Consider the following 17,842-nt stretch of genomic DNA (forward strand, 5'->3'; position numbering starts at 1 on the left):
GAACTCCTGGCTCAGGCCTTGGCGGACACGTCGATGGTCTGACCATCGGCGAGGCGCACATAGGCCTTGCGCTTGCCCTGGCGGCTGCCAGCGCGTTGACGGAAGGCTTTGACCTTGCCTTTGGTGTTGACGAGGTTCACCTGTTCGACCTTGACGTCGAACAGCTTCTCCACGGCAGCGCGGACATCGGCCTTGGTCGCTGCAGGGGCGACCACGAATACATACTGGTTATGCTCGGCCAAGCGCGCCGATTTCTCGGAGATGTGCGGTGCGCGCAGCGTGTCGAGAATGCGTTCGTTGTTCATGCCAGCCACTCCTCGACCTTCTTCACGGCGTCAACCGTCATCACCACATGGTCGGAACCGACCAGGCTGACCGGGTTCAGCGCCATCACGTCCAGCACATGGATATACGGGATGTTGCGGGCAGCCAGGAACACCGCCTCGGAGGCGTCTTCCGACACCAGCAGCACGCGACCGGAAACGTCCAGCTCGGCCAGCTTGGCCACCATCGCGGAGGTCTTCGGCGACTCGATGCCGAAGCTCTCGACCACCTTCAGGCGGCCCTGGCGGGCCAGCTCGGAGAAGATCGAGCGGATCGCGACGCGGTATGCCTTGCGGTTGACCTTCTGCTCGTAGCTGCGCGGCTTGGCGGCAAACGTGACACCACCGCCGACGAAGATCGGCGCACGGTAGTCACCGTGACGGGCGCCACCACCCTTCTGCTTCTTGAACTTCTTGGTGGTGCCGGACATCTCGCCACGCGACAGCTGCGCCTTGGTACCGGCGCGACCGGCCGCCTGGTAGGCAACCACAACCTGATGAACCAGGGCCTTCTTGTACTCGCCGCCGAACACTTCGTCCGACACGCTGAGCGGCTTGGCGCCAATGACATTCAATTCCATGGCGACTCTCCTCAACCCTTGGTCGTCGGGCGGATGATGACGTCGCCACCGGTTGCACCCGGCACCGCGCCCTTCACCGCAATCAGGTGACGCTCGGCGTCGACCTTGACCACTTCCAGCCCTTGCGCCGAACGGCGCACGGCACCCATGTGACCGGCCATCTTCTTGCCCGGAAACACGCGACCCGGCGTCTGGCGCTGACCGATGGAGCCCGGTGCGCGATGCGACAGCGAGTTACCGTGGGTGGCGTCACCCATCTTGAAGTTCCAGCGCTTGATGGTGCCCTGGAAGCCCTTGCCCTTGGACACGCCGGCGACATCGACGATCTGGCCGACGGAGAACACGTCGTCTGCCTTGATCTCGGCGCCCACTTCGTACTTGCCGAGATCCTCGGCAGCCACGCGGAATTCCCACAGACCACGACCCGGCTCAACCTTGGCCTTCGCGTAGTGGCCCTTCAGCGGCTGCGTCAGCAGATTCGCGCGCTTGCTGCCCGCGGAAACCTGGACGGCGCTGTAGCCATCATTATCATCCGTCTTCACCTGGGTCACGCGGTTCGGCGTCGCTTCAATCAGCGTCACCGGAATCGAGCGGCCATCTTCAGTGAAGAGTCGGCTCATGCCGCATTTGCGGCCAACCAATCCGATACTCATCTTCGTATCCTGTCTGTCGCTCAACCGAGCTTGATCTGAACATCGACGCCAGCGGCGAGATCAAGCTTCATGAGCGCGTCCACGGTCTTGTCGTTCGGGTCGACGATATCGAGCACACGCTTGTGGGTACGGGTCTCGTACTGGTCGCGTGCATCCTTGTCGACGTGCGGCGACGTCAGAATGGTGTAACGCTCGATCTTGGTCGGAAGCGGAATCGGGCCGAGTACCGTGGCACCCGTGCGCTTTGCCGTCTCGACGATCTCGCTGGCAGAGCGGTCGATCAGTCGATGATCGTACGCTTTCAGCCGAATCCGAATCTTCTGGTTCGCCATAACCGTGTCCTGTTGTCTAAAGAACGTCATGTGAAACGAAGCGGCTTCTCACCGCCCCGCACTACCTTTTGCCACTGCATCGGCGCCGCGCGGTGAACTGCGTGACCCCTCTGAAAAACGCCAGGCGAGCAACGGTACGCTCGCCTGGCACAATCCGGAATCTCGCGCAAAACGACGTGTCGACAGGGCTTGCCCTGTGATCACGTCAACTTGCGAGGGCCTATCCTCGGCCAGCGAACTCGAAGCACATCCTGCGCCTCATTTCGCGGTAGGTCGGCCAAAACATGTCTGGCCGACGAGTGAGCTGCCAAGTGTACCGACAAAACTTCAATTAGTGAAGGGGGTATAAACGCACCCTGCCAAACCGTTTCGTTCAGCAGAGCCGTCCCTGGCCCGACCCGACGTTGACCGGTGCGGCAGCACTCGGTTCAACGGCGGGAATTATTGCGGCACGAAGTGCCGCAATAACCTTTTACTTGATGACCTTGGCCACTACGCCGGCGCCGACGGTGCGGCCGCCTTCGCGAATGGCGAAACGCAGGCCTTCGTCCATCGCGATCGGGTGGATCAGGCTCACCACCATCTTCACGTTGTCGCCCGGCATCACCATTTCCACGCCTTCCGGCAGCTGGCAGGCGCCGGTCACGTCGGTCGTGCGGAAATAGAACTGCGGACGGTAACCCTTGAAGAACGGCGTATGACGGCCACCCTCGTCCTTCGACAGCACGTAGACTTCGGCTTCGAAATCGGTGTGCGGGGTGATCGTGCCCGGCTTGGCCAGCACCTGGCCACGCTCCACGTCGTCACGCTTCAGGCCGCGCAGCAGCAGACCGGCATTGTCGCCCGCCTGACCCTGGTCCAGCAGCTTGCGGAACATTTCCACGCCGGTCACGGTCGTCTTCTGCGTGTCGCGGATGCCGACCACTTCGATTTCGTCACCGACCTTGATGATTCCGCGCTCGATACGACCGGTCACCACGGTACCGCGGCCCGAGATCGAGAACACGTCTTCCACCGGCATCAGGAACGGCTTGTCGATCGCACGTACCGGCTCCGGGATGTAGCTGTCCAGCGCGTCCACCAGCTTGATGATCGCCGGCACGCCGATCTCGCTCTGATCACCTTCCAGCGCCTTCAGCGCCGAACCGTGGATGATCGGCGTGTCGTCGCCCGGGAAGTCGTACTTGCTGAGCAACTCGCGCACTTCCATCTCGACCAGCTCGAGCAGCTCGGCGTCGTCGACCATGTCCGCCTTGTTCAGGAACACCACGATGTACGGCACGCCGACCTGACGGCTCAGCAGGATGTGCTCGCGCGTCTGCGGCATCGGGCCATCGGCGGCCGAGCACACCAGGATCGCGCCGTCCATCTGCGCCGCACCGGTGATCATGTTCTTCACGTAGTCGGCATGGCCCGGGCAGTCCACGTGCGCGTAGTGGCGGATCGGCGACTCGTATTCCACGTGCGCCGTCGAGATCGTGATGCCGCGCGCCTTCTCTTCCGGCGCCGCGTCGATCGCGCTGTAATCCTTGAACTCGCCACCGAAGCGCTCCGCGCCGACCTTCGTCAGCGCTGCCGTCAGCGTCGTCTTGCCGTGATCCACGTGACCAATCGTGCCGACGTTGACATGCGGCTTGGTGCGTTCGAATTTACCCTTTGCCATGACCCTGACCTCTAGAAAGAACTTGGTTAATTAGTGCGGCCATGAAAGGCCGCTTTTTGATCTACGCGATCCAGGAACCGATCGCACTAATTAAGCGTGGAAAAGCTGGCCCTGTCAGGCCTTCTTCATGACCTGCTCGGCGATGTTGTTCGGCGCCTCGGCGTAATGGTCGAATTCCATCGTGAAGGTGGCACGCCCCTGGGTCAGCGAGCGAATCGTGGTCGCATAGCCGAACATCTCGCCCAGCGGAACCATCGCGTCGATGGTCTTGCCCGACGGCGTGTCGTCCTGGCCCTGGAGCAGGCCGCGACGACGACTCATGTCACCCATCACGTCACCCACATACTCTTCCGGGGTCACGACCTCGACCTTCATGATCGGCTCAAGCAGCACCGGGCTCGCCTTCGCGAAGCCTTGCTTGAACGCCATCGAGGCGGCCAGCTTGAACGCCATTTCCGACGAGTCGACGTCGTGGTACGAACCGAACACGAGTTTGACCTTTACGCCCACCACCGGGAAGCCGGCCAGCGGACCACTGGTGATGGTCTCGCGCAGGCCCTTTTCGACCGACGGGATGAATTCCTTCGGAATCACGCCACCGGTGATGTCGTTGATGAAGAGGAAGTCGTCCTTCACGGCCGGGTTCTTGCGATCCTCTTCCGTCATCGGCGACAGCTCGATCACGACGTGACCGTACTGACCCTTGCCGCCCGACTGCTTGGCGTGCTTGTAGTCCGACTTGACGTCCGACGAACGGATCGTCTCGCGGTAGGCCACCTGCGGCTTGCCGACGTTCGCCTCGACGTTGAACTCGCGACGCATGCGATCGACCAGGATGTCCAGGTGCAGCTCGCCCATGCCCGAGATGATGGTCTGGCCCGACTCTTCGTCCGTGCGCACGCGGAACGACGGATCCTCCGCGGCCAGACGGCCGAGGGCGATGCCCATCTTTTCCTGGTCCGACTTGGTTTTCGGCTCGACCGCCATCGAGATCACCGGCTCCGGGAACGTCATGCGCTCCAGGGTGATGACGTGATCCTGCGCGCACAGCGTGTCGCCGGTCGTCACGTCCTTCAGGCCGACCGCGGCGGCGATGTCACCGGCACGGACTTCCTTCAGTTCCTGACGCTCGTTCGCGTGCATCTGCAGGATGCGGCCAATGCGCTCCTTCTTGCTCTTGACCGGGTTGTACACGGCGTCGCCGGAGTTCAACGTGCCCGAGTAGACACGGAAGAACGTCAGCGAGCCGACGAACGGGTCGGTCATGATCTTGAACGCGAGCGCGGAGAACGGCGCGGCATCGTCGGCCTTGCGCGTGGCGTCGTGATCGTTCTCGTCGATGCCGGCGACCGGCGGGCGATCGGCGGGCGACGGCAGCAGCTGGACCACCGCGTCGAGCATCGCCTGGACGCCCTTGTTCTTGAACGCGGTGCCGCAGAATACCGGGATGATCTCGTTCGCCAGCGTGCGCTGACGTAGGCCGGCGATGATCTCACCCTCGCTGAGGTCGCCGCCCTCGAGGTACTTGTTCATCAGCTCTTCGGTGGCCTCGGCGGCCGACTCCACCATGAAGCTGTGCGCTTCTGCAGCCTTGTCGGCCAGATTCGCAGGAATGTCCTGGTACTCGAACTTCATGCCCTGGGATTCCATGTCCCAGGTGATCGCCTTCATCTTGAGCAGGTCGACCACGCCCTCAAAGTTGTCTTCGGCGCCGATCGGCACCTGCATCGGCACCGGATGAGCGCCAAGACGAGCCTTCAGCTGGTCGACCACCTTGTCGAAGTTGGCACCGGTGCGATCCATCTTGTTGACGAATGCAAGACGCGGAACCTTGTACTTGTTGGCCTGGCGCCATACGGTCTCGGATTGCGGCTGCACGCCACCGACCGCACACAGCACGAATACCGCGCCGTCGAGCACGCGCAGCGAACGCTCCACCTCGATGGTGAAGTCAACGTGTCCCGGGGTATCGATGATGTTGAAGCGATGCTGCGGCATGGAGCGATCCATGCCGCTCCAGAACGCCGTCGTTGCTGCCGACGTGATGGTGATGCCGCGCTCCTGCTCCTGCTCCATCCAGTCCATCGTGGCCGCACCGTCGTGCACCTCGCCAATCTTGTGGCTGACGCCGGTGTAAAACAGGATGCGCTCCGTGGTGGTGGTCTTGCCGGCATCGATGTGAGCCATGATGCCGAAGTTGCGATAGCGCTCGATGGGAGTGGTGCGTGCCATGGTGTTTACCTGTGCCGGGCTGCCTGCCCTGGATTCACGCAGCCGTCCGGGCTGCTGCATTTATGAAAAGTCCGGCATGGGTGCCGGGTTCTTCTTTGCCGCCTGGACGGCGGCATGAATACTGCTGGTTTGTTCTTCGCCGTCAGGAACGACGACAAAGACAAAAACCATTACCAGCGGTAGTGCGAGAAGGCCTTGTTGGCTTCCGCCATGCGATGCGTCTCTTCGCGCTTCTTGGCGGCGCCACCGCGGCTCTCGGAAGCCTCCAGCAACTCGGCGGCCAGCTTGCGCGGCATCGAGGTCTCGCCACGCTTGCGGGCAGCGTCGATGACCCAGCGCATCGCCAGCGCCATGCGGCGACCCGGACGCACTTCGACCGGCACCTGATAGGTGGCGCCACCGACGCGGCGGGATTTCACCTCGACTGCCGGAGCGATGTTGTTGAGTGCCTTCTCGACCAAGGCCACCGGCTCGGCATTCTTCTCGCCAATGTGCTGCAGCGCACCGTAGACGATGCTCTCGGCGACCGACTTCTTGCCGCTCTTCATCACCATGTTGATGAAGCGGGCGATCAGCTGGCTGCCATGCTTGGGATCCGGCAGGACCAGACGGGCGGGATGTGAACCTTTACGCGACATGTTTTTCGTCCGTTATTTTTGCGGGCATTCCTGCCCGTCGGAAAAACGGCCACCCTGGCCGCACTCTTCAATTGAGATTACTTTTTCGGGCGCTTGGCGCCGTACTTCGAGCGCGACTGGCGACGCTTGGTAACGCCGGCGCAGTCGAGGCTGCCGCGCACCGTGTGGTAACGCACGCCGGGCAGATCCTTGACGCGGCCACCGCGGATCAGCACCACCGAGTGCTCCTGCAGATTGTGCCCTTCGCCACCGATATAGCTGATGACCTCGAAGCCATTGGTCAGGCGCACCTTGGCCACCTTGCGCAGGGCCGAGTTCGGCTTCTTCGGGGTGGTCGTGTAGACGCGCGTGCAGACGCCACGACGCTGCGGGCTGCTCTGCAGGGCGGGCGACCCACTCTTGTAGGTCTTGGGGCTGCGGTTTTTGCGCACCAACTGGTTGACTGTCGTCATGCGAAGCTGTTCCTGAAAACCTGATTCTAAAAACATTAAAGGCAGCCCGAATAAGCTCGGTCTGCCAAGAAGCGGGAATTTAACATGAGCAGCCCGCCATAGGCAAGCCAACGCTCAGCCGTCCTGGACCCGAACACGAGATGCATCCCTGCACCTCATTTCGTATGTCAGCGAGCAATGCCCCGAACGGGTTTACTCGACACCGTTTTCACTACCGGCCGGAGCCTCGGCAAACGAGGCTGCAGGCGTGGAACCGGAAAGAGTCTCCAGTTCCGTGGCGGTCAAACCACCCTGGCGACGACGCGATGCGTGGTACGCCAGACCCGTGCCTGCCGGAATAAGACGGCCGACAATAACATTTTCCTTCAGGCCACGCAAGCTGTCACGCGTTCCGCGAACTGCCGCCTCGGTGAGGACGCGGGTGGTTTCCTGGAACGAGGCCGCCGAGATGAACGACTCAGTCGCCAGCGACGCCTTGGTGATGCCCAGCAGCACCGACTGGTATTCCGCCGGACGTTCGCCCTTGGCCAGCGCACGCTCGTTCTCGCCGTTGATCCGCACGCGCTCGACCTGCTCACCGCGCAGATAATGGCTTTCGCCCGGCTCGACGATCTCGACCTTGCGCAGCATCTGGCGAATGATCGCCTCGATGTGCTTGTCGTTGATCTTCACGCCCTGCAGGCGATACACGTCCTGGATTTCCTTGACCAGGTACGTGGCCAGCGGCTCCACACCGAGCAGGCGCAGGATGTCATGCGGACTCGGCTCGCCGTCGACGACGGTTTCGCCCTTCTCCACGTGCTCGCCCTCGAACACGATGACCTGACGCCACTTCGGAATCAGCTCCTCGTGCTCGTTGCCGTCGACGTCCTTGATGATCAGACGCTGCTTGCCCTTGGTGTCCTTGCCGAAGCTGATGATGCCTGAGCGCTCGGCGAGGATCGCCGGTTCCTTCGGCTTGCGTGCCTCGAACAGGTCGGCCACGCGCGGCAGACCACCGGTGATGTCGCGGGTCTTGGAGGTTTCCTGCGGGATACGCGCGACCACGTCGCCCACGCCCACTTCGGCACCGTTCTGGATCGACACGATCGCACCGGCCGGCAGGAAGTACTGCGCGGCGATGTCGGTACCCGGCAGCTTGAGCTCACGGCCCTTGGCGTCTTCCAGGCGCACGATCGGACGCAGGTCCTTCGCCTGCGCACCGCGACGCTTCGGATCAGTGACCACGGCCGACTCCAGGCCGGTCAGCTCGTCGGTCTGGCTCTGCACGGTGACGCCATCGAGGAAATCGATGAAGCGCACCACGCCGGCCACCTCGGTGACGATCGGATGGGTATGCGGATCCCAGTTCGCCACGGTCTGGCCCGGCTTGACTGGCGCGCCGTCCTTGACCGCGATGACGGCGCCGTAGGGAACCTTGTAGCGCTCGCGCTCGCGACCGCTGGAGTCGATCACGCTCAGCTCGCCCGAACGCGACACCGCGACCAGGTGGCCCTGCTTGTGCTGCACTGATTTCAGGTTGTTGAACTTCAGCGAGCCGGTGGTCTTCACCGTCACGTTGTCCACCGCTGCCGCACGCGAAGCCGCGCCGCCGATGTGGAACGTACGCATGGTCAGCTGGGTGCCCGGCTCACCGATCGACTGCGCGGCGACCACACCGACGGCCTCGCCCATGTTGACCAGGTGGCCACGGGCCAGATCGCGGCCGTAGCACAGCTTGCACACACCGTGAACGGCCTCGCAGGTGATCGGCGAACGCACCTTGATGATCTGCACGCCGGCCTTGTCGAGCTTCTCGACCAGCGCCTCGTTGAGCAGGGTGTCGCGGGTAACGATCGGCCGGTCGTCATCGCCGGGGGCGTAGACGTCCTCGACCACCACGCGGCCCAGCACGCGTTCGCGCAACGGCTCGACCACGTCGCCGCCTTCGACGATCGGCTGCATGGTGACGCCGTCCTCGGTGCCGCAGTCGTCCATGGTGATGACCACGTCCTGCGCCACGTCGACCAGGCGGCGGGTCAGGTAGCCGGAGTTGGCGGTCTTCAACGCGGTATCCGCCAGGCCCTTGCGGGCGCCGTGGGTCGAGTTGAAGTACTGCAGCACGTTCAGGCCTTCACGGAAGTTGGCCTTGATCGGCGTCTCGATGATCGAGCCGTCCGGACGTGCCATCAGGCCACGCATGCCGGCCAGCTGGCGAATCTGCGCCACCGAGCCGCGCGCGCCGGAGTCGGCCATGATGTACAGCGAGTTCATCGACTTCTGGCTGACCGTCTTGCCTTCGGCGTCGACCACCTTCTCGGTGCCGATGCCGTCGATCATCGCCTTGGCCACCTGCTCGCTGGTGCGCGACCAGATGTCGACCACCTTGTTGTAGCGCTCGCCGGCGGTGACCAGACCCGATTGATACTGCTGCTGGATTTCGACGACTTCCTTCTCGGCCTCGTCGAGGATGGTCTTCTTCTCGGCCGGGATCAGCATGTCGTCGATGCCGATCGAGATGCCCGCGCGCGTGGCGAACCGATAGCCGGTGTACATCAGCTTGTCGGCGAACACCACGGTCTCTTTCAGGCCCAGCAGGCGATAGCTGGAGTTGATCAGCCGCGAGATGTTCTTCTTGGTCAGCTCGGTATTGGCCAGCGCGAACGGCAGACCTTCCGGCAGGATCTCGGCCAGCAGGGCACGACCCACCGTGGTCTCGACCAGCTTGGTCTCGCTGGTACGGGTGCCGTCCTCAGCGATGTGCACCAGCTTCAGGCGCACCTTGACCTTGGCGTGCAGCTCGACTGCACGGTTGTCATAGGCACGACGGGCCTCGGAAATGCCGGAGAACACCATGCCGGTGCCCTTGACGTTGATCAGCTCGCGGGTCATGTAGTACAGGCCCAGCACCACGTCCTGGGTCGGCACGATGATCGGCTCGCCGTTGGCGGGCGACAGGATGTTGTTGGACGACATCATCAAGGTGCGCGCTTCCAGCTGCGCCTCGATCGACAGCGGCACGTGGACGGCCATCTGGTCACCGTCGAAGTCGGCGTTGAACGCCGTGCAGACCAGCGGATGCAGCTGGATCGCCTTGCCTTCGATCAGCTTCGGCTCGAACGCCTGGATGCCGAGGCGATGCAGGGTCGGCGCGCGGTTCAGCAGCACCGGATGCTCGCGGATCACCTCTTCGAGGATGTCCCACACCTGGCCTTCTTCGCGCTCGACCAGCTTCTTCGCCGCCTTGATGGTGGTGGCTTCGCCGCGTGCCTGCAGCTTGGCGAAGATGAACGGCTTGAACAGCTCCAGCGCCATCTTCTTGGGCAGGCCGCACTGGTGCAGGCGCAGGGTCGGGCCGACCACGATCACCGAACGACCGGAGTAGTCCACGCGCTTGCCGAGCAGGTTCTGGCGGAAGCGGCCCTGCTTGCCCTTGATCATGTCGGCGAGCGACTTCAGCGCGCGCTTGTTGGTGCCGGTGATGGCACGGCCGCGACGACCGTTGTCGAGCAGCGCATCGACCGATTCCTGCAGCATGCGCTTCTCGTTGCGCACGATGATGTCGGGCGCGTTGAGTTCGAGCAGACGCTTCAGGCGGTTGTTGCGGTTGATGACGCGACGGTACAGGTCGTTCAGGTCGGAGGTCGCGAAGCGGCCGCCGTCCAGCGGCACCAGCGGACGCAGGTCCGGCGGCAGCACGGGCAGCACGGTCAGCACCATCCACTCCGGCTTGTTGCCGGATTCCAGGAACGCCTCGATCAGCTTGACGCGCTTGGTGAGGCGCTTCAGCTTGGTCTCGGAATTGGTGGAGGTGATCTCTTCCTTCAGGCGGATGACTTCGCCCGGCAGGTCGAGCGACTTCAGAAGGTGAAACACCGCCTCGGCACCCATGCGGGCATCGAACTCGTCGCCGTGCTCTTCGGTCGCTTCCAGGTACTGGTCTTCGCTGAGCAGCTGGCCGCGCTCCAGCGCGGTCATGCCCGGATCGATCACCACGAAGGCCTCGAAGTACAGGATCCGCTCGATGTCGCGCAGGGTCATGTCCAGCATCAGGCCGATGCGCGAAGGCAGCGACTTGAGGAACCAGATGTGCGCGGTCGGGCTGGCCAGCTCGATGTGGCCCATGCGCTCGCGGCGCACCTTGGCCAGGGTGACCTCGGTGCCGCACTTTTCGCAGACCACGCCGCGATGCTTCATGCGCTTGTACTTGCCGCACAGGCACTCGTAGTCCTTCACCGGCCCGAAGATCGCGGCGCAGAACAGGCCGTCACGCTCCGGCTTGAAGGTACGGTAGTTGATGGTTTCCGGCTTCTTCACTTCGCCGTACGACCACGAGCGGATCAGCTCCGGCGACGCGAGCGCGATCTTGATCGCGTCGAAATCCGGCGTCGCGCGCTGCTGGTTGAACAGATTGAGCAGGTCTTTCATTTGAGTCTCCGGTCGGAGCAAATTCTTGGGTCGAGGTCCGCGGTTCGAACAGGATCAGGCTTGAGGGATCCGGACCGGGATTCGGGACCTGCTGTTGCAGATCCCGAATCCCGAGGCCCGAATCCCGTCGATCACTTGATCTCTTCCAGATCGATGTCGATGGCGAGCGAGCGGATTTCCTTCACCAGCACGTTGAAGGACTCCGGCATGCCCGCGGACATTTCGTGATTGCCGTCGACAATGTTCTTGTACATCTGGTTGCGGCCCTGCACGTCGTCGGACTTCACCGTCAGCATTTCCTGCAGGGTGTAGGCCGCGCCGTAGGCTTCCAGCGCCCACACTTCCATCTCGCCGAAACGCTGGCCGCCAAACTGCGCCTTGCCGCCCAGCGGCTGCTGGGTGACCAGCGAGTACGGGCCGGTGGAGCGCGCGTGCATCTTGTCGTCGACCAGGTGGTTGAGCTTCAGGTAATGCATGTAGCCGACGGTGACCGGTCGATCGAACGCCTCGCCGGTGCGACCGTCGAACAGCATGGTCTGACCGGATTCCGGCAGATCAGCCAGCTTCAGCATCGCCTTGATCTCGGTCTCTTCGGCACCGTCGAACACCGGCGTCGCCATCGGCACGCCTTCCTGCAAGTTGGTGGCGAGCGCGAAGATCTCCTTGTCGGTGAGCGACTTCAGGTCGACGTGCTGCACGGCACCGGCCACATGGGTGTTGTAGATCTGGTCGAGGAACTCGCGGATCTTGGCCACCTTCTCCTGCGCCTCGAGCATCTTCTGGATCTTCTTGCCTAGGCCCTTGGCGGCCCAGCCCAGATGCACTTCCAGGATCTGCCCGATGTTCATGCGCGACGGCACGCCCAGCGGGTTCAGCACGATGTCGACCGGCACACCGTCGGCGGAGTACGGCATGTCCTCCACCGGCACCACGTTCGACACCACGCCCTTGTTGCCGTGGCGGCCGGCCATCTTGTCGCCCGGCTGGATGCGGCGCTTCACGGCCAGGAACACCTTGACCATCTTCAGCACGCCCGGCGCGAGGTCGTCGCCCTGGGTGATCTTGCCCTGCTTCTCCTTGAAGCGCTTGTCGAACTCTTCCTTGTGGCGCTTGATCTGGTCGGCGGCGCGCTCGAGGAACTCGGTGACGTCCTCGTCCTTGACGTTGATCTTGAACCAGTCGTCCTTCTTCAGGCCGTCGAGGTAGGCGTCGGTAATCTCGGCGCCGCGCTTCAGGCCGCCCGGGCCGCTCATCGCGGACTTGCCGACCAGCTGGGTGCGCATGCGGCTGTAGATCGCGCCTTCGAGGATGCGGAACTGGTCGTCCAGATCCTTGCGGACCCGCTTGACCTCGGTTTCCTCGATCTGCTTGGCGCGCTTGTCCTTCTCGATGCCGTCGCGGGTAAAGACCTGCACGTCGATGACGGTGCCGTCCATGCCCGGCGGCACGCGCAAGGACGAGTCCTTCACGTCGGACGCCTTCTCGCCGAAGATCGCGCGCAGCAGCTTCTCTTCCGGGGTCAGCTGGCTCTCGCCCTTCGGCGTGACCTTGCCGACCATGATATCGCCGGCCTTCACTTCCGCACCGATGTAGACGATGCCGGATTCATCCAGACGCGCCAGCGCCTGTTCGCCCACGTTCGGGATGTCGGCGGTGATTTCCTCGGCGCCCAGCTTGGTGTCGCGCGCGATGCAGGACAGCTCCTCGATGTGGATCGAGGTGTAGCGGTCTTCCTGCACGACGCGCTCGGAGAGCAGGATCGAGTCTTCGAAGTTGTAGCCGTTCCACGGCATGAACGCGATCAGCATGTTCTGGCCGAGCGCGAGCTCGCCCAGGTCGGTCGACGAACCGTCGGCCAGCGTGTCGCCCTTCGCCACCACGTCGCCCACGTTCACCAGCGGACGCTGGTTGAGGTTGGTGTTCTGGTTGGAGCGGGTGTACTTGGTCAGCGTGTAGATGTCGACGCCGGCGTCGTTGTCGCCGACCTCTTCCTCGTTCACGCGCACCACGATACGTGCCGCATCGACCTGGTCGATCACGCCGCCGCGCTTGGCGGAGACGATGACGCCCGAGTCACGCGCCACCGCGCGCTCGATGCCGGTGCCCACCAGCGGGGTCTGCGAACGCAGCGTCGGCACGGCCTGACGCTGCATGTTCGCGCCCATCAGCGCGCGGTTCGCGTCATCGTGCTCCAGGAACGGCACCAGCGCCGCGGCGACCGACACGGTCTGCATCGGCGAGACGTCCATGTAGTCGACCTCGGCGGCCGGACGCAGCTCGGATTCGCCGCGGAAACGGCAGGACACGAAGTCCTCCAGGAACGCGCCGTGCTTGTCCAGCGGCGAGTTCGCCTGGGCGATCACGTGGTCGCCTTCCTCGATGGCCGAGAGGTAGTCGACCTTGTCGGTGACCTTGCTGTTGGCGACCTTGCGGTACGGCGTCTCGAGGAAGCCGTAGGCGTTGGTGCGGGCGTACACGGCCAGCGAGTTGATCAGGCCGATGTTCGGACCTTCCGGCGTCTCGATGGTGCACACGCGGCCGTAGTGGGTCGGATGCACGTCACGCACTTCGAAGCCGGCGCGCTCGCGGGTCAGGCCGCCTGGCCCCAGCGCGGAAACGCGGCGCTTGTGCGTCACTTCGGACAGCGGGTTGTTCTGGTCCATGAACTGCGACAGCTGCGACGAGCCGAAGAACTCCTTCACCGCCGCCGCGACCGGCTTGGCGTTGATCAGGTCCTGCGGGGTCAGGCCGTCGGCCTCGGCCAGCGACAGGCGCTCGCGCACCGCACGCTCGACGCGCACCAGGCCGATGCGGAAGGTGTTCTCGGCCATCTCGCCGACCGAACGCACGCGGCGGTTGCCCAGGTGGTCGATGTCGTCGACGGTGCCATGACCGTTCTTGATGTCGATCAGCACCTTCAGCACGTCGAGGATATCGGACGATTCGCCCTGCTCCTTGACCAGCCGCTGCGACTCCTCTTCCTTGCGCTCGCTGAAGTACTTGTGGTCGTACAGCACGCCCGGGCCGAGGATTTCCTTGCGGCCCACGCGGCGGTTGAACTTCATCCGGCCGACCGCCGACAGGTCGTAACGGTCGAAGGTGAAGAACAGGTTGAAGAACAAATTCTGCGCAGCGTCCTTGGTCGGCGGCTCGCCCGGGCGCATCATGCGGTAGATCTCCACCAGCGCCTCCAGCGGCGTCTTGGTGTTGTCGATGCGCAGGGTGTGCGAGATATAGGCGCCACGGTCGAGGTCGTTGACGTACAGCGTGGGCACGACTTCGATGCCGGCCTTGCGGAAGTTCTCCAGCTGCTCGGCGGTGATCTCGTCGTTGGCCGAGGCCAGCAGCTCGCCGGTCTTGGCATCGACGATGTCGGTCGCCACGATGCGGCCGACCGGGTAGTCGTCCGGCACTTCCAGCGCAGTGATGTTCTCCGCAGCGAGCTGGCGCACGTGGCGCGCGGTGATGCGCTTGCCGGCTTCCACCAGCACCTTGCCACCGATGGCCAGGTCGAAGGAGAGCGTTTCGCCGCGCAGGCGCTCGGCGACCAGCTCCAGCGTGGTGCCGCCCTTCTTGCCCAGGTGGAACACGTTGTGCTCGAAGAAGATGCCCAGCATCTCCTCGTTGTTGTAGCCGAGCGCGCGCAGCAGCACGGTCACCGGCAGCTTGCGGCGACGGTCGATGCGGGTGAACAGCGCGTCCTTCGGGTCAAACTCGAAGTCCAGCCACGAACCACGGTAAGGAATCACGCGGGCGGAGAACAGCAACTTGCCCGAGCTGTGCGTCTTGCCGCGGTCGTGGTCGAAGAACACGCCAGGCGAACGATGCAGCTGCGAGACGATCACGCGCTCGGTGCCGTTGATGATGAAGGTGCCGGTGTCGGTCATGAGCGGAATCTCGCCCATGTAGACCTCCTGCTCCTTGATGTACTTCACCACCTTCTTCGAGGCCGGGCTGTCCTTGTCGTAGATCACCAGGCGCACGGTGGTGCGCAGCGGCGCACCGTAGGTCATGCCTCGATTGCGGCATTCGCGCTCGTCGAACGCCGGCTCGCCCAGGCGGTAGTCGACGTACTCGAGTGCGGCATTGCCCGAATAGCTGGAGATCGGGAACACCGACTTCAACGCGGCATGCAAACCCTTGTCGCCGCGCTGTTTCGGCGCGACATGCTCCTGCAGAAACTCCCGGTAGGAATCAGTCTGGATGGTCAGCAGGTTCGGCACGCCCAGTACGGGCGGACGCTTGCCAAAATCCTTGCGGATGCGTTTCTTCTCGGTAAACGAGTAGGCCATGATCGGTAGCGCCTCGGTTCGCAGTGACGCCGGTGGTGCACGCACCGGCTGAATGAAAAAACTGTATTTGCCGGATGGCCAAGGCCATCCGGGCGGGGATGCGGGAATCGAGAATAGGGAATCGGCAAAGCCCGAAGGCCGGTGCTGCTGACGATTCCCTATTCTCCATTCCCCATTCCCGTTCAAACGGGCAAAGCCCGGGGGCTTTCGCCCCCAGGCTTGCTTGACGCTAGATCAAACTGACGGCGCGCAAGGGCGCCGATTACTTCAGTTCGACCGTGGCGCCGGCAGCTTCGAGGTCCTTCTTGAACTTCTCGGCGTCTTCCTTCGACACGGCTTCCTTCAGGACGCCACCGGCCTCGGTGAGGTCCTTGGCTTCCTTCAGGCCCAGGCCGGTGATCGCGCGGACAGCCTTGATCACGTCGACCTTCTTGGCGCCGGCGGTCTTCAGGATGACGTCGAACTCGGTCTGCGCTTCGGCAACCGGGGCAGCAGCGGCCGGGCCGGCCACGGCAACCGGAGCGGCGGCGGTCACGCCAAACTTCTCTTCGATGGCCTTCACCAGGTCCATCACTTCCATCAGCGACTTGGCGGCGACGGCTTCAACGATCTGTTCGTTGGTCAGGGACATTTTGTTTTACCTCTGGAAATGGATTCGGTTTGTAAGACGAAAGAACTCAGGCGGGCTCGGCTTCGGCCGGTGCTTCGGCAGCGACTTCGCCACCACCCTGCTGATCGGCCACGGCCTTGATCACGCGGGCGAACATCGTGGCCGGCTCGGCCAGCACACGGGCCAGCATGGCCAGCGCCTGTTCGCGGGTCGGCAGCGAGGCCAGCACGTCGACGTGCTCGGCCGGAAGCAGCTTGCCTTCCACCGAGACGAGCTTCGCCTTCAGCTTGTCGTTGCCCTTGGCGAATTCCTTGATCAGACGCCCGGCGGCACCGGGTTCTTCCGTCGAGAATGCGTACAGCAGCGGACCGACCAGGGCGTCCTTGACGACCTCGAATTCGGTACCAGCCACGGCGCGCGACGCCAGCGTGTTCTTGACAACTCGCAAGTACACACCGGATTCGCGGGCCTTCTTGCGCATCGCGGTCATCTGAGCGACCGTGGTGCCCGCATACTCGGCAGCGACCAGGGAGTGAGCCTTCGCGGCAACTTCTGCCAGTTCTGCGACTACTTCTTGCTTCTGAGACAGATTGAGAGCCATTGCACTCCTCCAAATGAACTCCGCTTGCGGCTCCTGCCGCTTGCGGTCCTGGGCGACGCCATCCGTGACGTCGGGGACGCTACGCGTCCCGGGTGTTGGCCTTTCCAGAACAAATCGAACGATTCCAGAAGGGGCAGCACCATCTGCGCAGGCCGGATTTGCGAGAAACCCGATTAAGCGATCCCGTTGGCGACGCGGCGATTCCATGCCAAAACCGAGCTCCCTGCCCGTCGTCGTCGCGCGTTGATCGCGCCTGCGGTCTTTGACAGCGGTCCCGACTTTCCTGCGAAGGTCGGAACTGCCCTCAAAAACTGCCCGCACCGGCACCAGGCCAGTACGGGACTTGATTCTTACTTCGCGGAGATGGCCAGCGACGAGGTATCAACGGCAACGCCGACGCCCATCGTGCTGGACAACGCCACTTTCTGCAGGAACTGGCCCTTCGCGGTGGCCGGCTTGGCCTTCAGCAGGTCGGCGATCAGCGTGTTGAGGTTGTCCGCCAGCTGGGCGGCCTCGAAGCTGGCCTTGCCGATGGTGGCGTGGATGATGCCCGCCTTGTCGTTGCGGAACTTCACCTGGCCGGCCTTGGCGTTCTTCACCGCGGTAGCGACGTCGGCGGTGACCGAGCCATCCTTCGGGTTCGGCATCAGGCCGCGCGGGCCGAGCAGCTGGCCCAGCTTGCCGACCACGCGCATCGCGTCCGGCGTGGCGATCACGCGACCGAAGTCGAGATCACCGCCCTGCATGCGCTCGGCTAGGTCGTCCATGCCGACAGCATCGGCGCCGGCAGCCTTGGCTGCCTCGGCCTTCTCGCCCGGCGGGCAGAACACGGCCACCTTGACGGTCTTGCCGGTGCCATGCGGCAGCAGCGAGGAACCGCGCACGCCCTGGTCGGACTTCTTCGCGTCGATGCCCAGACGCACGGCCACGTCCACCGACTCGGCGAACTTCGCCTTGGCGTTGTCCTTGACGATCTTCAGGGCTTCTTCCAGGCCATAGAACTTGCCCGGCTGCACCGCGGCCTGCGCCGACTTCATACGTTTCGTGAGCTTTGCCAT

Annotated in this window: 13 protein-coding genes; all 13 read right to left on the bottom strand. The window is 63.5% G+C overall.

Translation table 11 applies throughout. The features are described from left to right. Positions 1–11: 11 nt before the first annotated feature. Entirely contained in the window at positions 12–305 is a 294-nt protein-coding gene (gene rplW / locus QQA13_RS11320; protein WP_056386840.1) for a 50S ribosomal protein L23, read from the bottom strand. After that, complete coding sequence (rplD, locus tag QQA13_RS11325) at positions 302–904, bottom strand: 50S ribosomal protein L4 (protein ID WP_108473254.1); 603 nt, start codon at positions 902–904, stop codon at positions 302–304. Before rplD ends, rplW begins: the two co-directional genes overlap by 4 nt. Before the next feature lie 11 nt (positions 905–915). Then, positions 916–1,557, bottom strand: coding sequence for a 50S ribosomal protein L3 (rplC, locus tag QQA13_RS11330; protein ID WP_108473253.1), 642 nt, complete (start codon positions 1,555–1,557; stop codon positions 916–918). A gap of 20 nt (positions 1,558–1,577) precedes the next feature. Then, positions 1,578–1,889: a 30S ribosomal protein S10 gene (rpsJ, locus tag QQA13_RS11335; protein WP_007082173.1), complete on the bottom strand. Its 312-nt coding sequence runs from the start codon at positions 1,887–1,889 to the stop codon at positions 1,578–1,580. Between the two features lie 472 nt (positions 1,890–2,361). Further along, on the bottom strand, positions 2,362–3,552 hold the full coding sequence (gene tuf, locus QQA13_RS11340; protein ID WP_108473169.1) for an elongation factor Tu: 1,191 nt from the start codon (positions 3,550–3,552) through the stop codon (positions 2,362–2,364). A 114-nt stretch (positions 3,553–3,666) separates the two neighbouring features. Beyond that, a complete protein-coding gene (gene fusA, locus QQA13_RS11345) occupies positions 3,667–5,784 on the bottom strand; it encodes an elongation factor G (RefSeq protein WP_108473246.1) in 2,118 nt (705 codons plus the stop codon). 170 nt (positions 5,785–5,954) lie between these two features. Next, positions 5,955–6,422, bottom strand: a complete 468-nt coding sequence (gene rpsG, locus QQA13_RS11350) for a 30S ribosomal protein S7 (RefSeq protein ID WP_007514548.1) — start codon at positions 6,420–6,422, stop codon at positions 5,955–5,957. A gap of 77 nt (positions 6,423–6,499) precedes the next feature. Further along, complete coding sequence (rpsL, locus tag QQA13_RS11355; protein WP_007083021.1) at positions 6,500–6,874, bottom strand: 30S ribosomal protein S12; 375 nt, start codon at positions 6,872–6,874, stop codon at positions 6,500–6,502. 192 nt (positions 6,875–7,066) lie between these two features. Next, positions 7,067–11,281, bottom strand: coding sequence for a DNA-directed RNA polymerase subunit beta' (rpoC, locus tag QQA13_RS11360; protein WP_108473247.1), 4,215 nt, complete (start codon positions 11,279–11,281; stop codon positions 7,067–7,069). Between the two features lie 131 nt (positions 11,282–11,412). After that, entirely contained in the window at positions 11,413–15,573 is a 4,161-nt protein-coding gene (gene rpoB, locus QQA13_RS11365; RefSeq protein ID WP_108473251.1) for a DNA-directed RNA polymerase subunit beta, read from the bottom strand. A gap of 262 nt (positions 15,574–15,835) precedes the next feature. Continuing rightward, positions 15,836–16,204 (bottom strand): 50S ribosomal protein L7/L12, encoded by a 369-nt coding sequence (gene rplL, locus QQA13_RS11370; RefSeq protein ID WP_056386853.1) that lies wholly within the window; start codon positions 16,202–16,204, stop codon positions 15,836–15,838. 46 nt (positions 16,205–16,250) lie between these two features. Beyond that, positions 16,251–16,784, bottom strand: a complete 534-nt coding sequence (gene rplJ, locus QQA13_RS11375) for a 50S ribosomal protein L10 (RefSeq protein ID WP_108473248.1) — start codon at positions 16,782–16,784, stop codon at positions 16,251–16,253. 350 nt (positions 16,785–17,134) lie between these two features. Next, a complete protein-coding gene (gene rplA / locus QQA13_RS11380) occupies positions 17,135–17,842 on the bottom strand; it encodes a 50S ribosomal protein L1 (protein WP_108473249.1) in 708 nt (235 codons plus the stop codon).

The sequence above is a fragment of the Rhodanobacter thiooxydans genome (genome assembly GCF_030291135.1).
GTDB classification, from domain to species: domain Bacteria; phylum Pseudomonadota; class Gammaproteobacteria; order Xanthomonadales; family Rhodanobacteraceae; genus Rhodanobacter; species Rhodanobacter thiooxydans_A.

Coding starts and splice junctions, on each gene's coding strand:
- rplW (WP_056386840.1), bottom strand. CDS start 305: ATGAACAACGAACGCATTCTCGACACGCTGCGCGCACCGCACATCTCC.
- rplD (WP_108473254.1), bottom strand. CDS start 904: ATGGAATTGAATGTCATTGGCGCCAAGCCGCTCAGCGTGTCGGACGAA.
- rplC (WP_108473253.1), bottom strand. CDS start 1,557: ATGAGTATCGGATTGGTTGGCCGCAAATGCGGCATGAGCCGACTCTTC.
- rpsJ (WP_007082173.1), bottom strand. CDS start 1,889: ATGGCGAACCAGAAGATTCGGATTCGGCTGAAAGCGTACGATCATCGA.
- tuf (WP_108473169.1), bottom strand. CDS start 3,552: ATGGCAAAGGGTAAATTCGAACGCACCAAGCCGCATGTCAACGTCGGC.
- fusA (WP_108473246.1), bottom strand. CDS start 5,784: ATGGCACGCACCACTCCCATCGAGCGCTATCGCAACTTCGGCATCATG.
- rpsG (WP_007514548.1), bottom strand. CDS start 6,422: ATGTCGCGTAAAGGTTCACATCCCGCCCGTCTGGTCCTGCCGGATCCC.
- rpsL (WP_007083021.1), bottom strand. CDS start 6,874: ATGACGACAGTCAACCAGTTGGTGCGCAAAAACCGCAGCCCCAAGACC.
- rpoC (WP_108473247.1), bottom strand. CDS start 11,281: ATGAAAGACCTGCTCAATCTGTTCAACCAGCAGCGCGCGACGCCGGAT.
- rpoB (WP_108473251.1), bottom strand. CDS start 15,573: ATGGCCTACTCGTTTACCGAGAAGAAACGCATCCGCAAGGATTTTGGC.
- rplL (WP_056386853.1), bottom strand. CDS start 16,204: ATGTCCCTGACCAACGAACAGATCGTTGAAGCCGTCGCCGCCAAGTCG.
- rplJ (WP_108473248.1), bottom strand. CDS start 16,784: ATGGCTCTCAATCTGTCTCAGAAGCAAGAAGTAGTCGCAGAACTGGCA.
- rplA (WP_108473249.1), bottom strand. CDS start 17,842: ATGGCAAAGCTCACGAAACGTATGAAGTCGGCGCAGGCCGCGGTGCAG.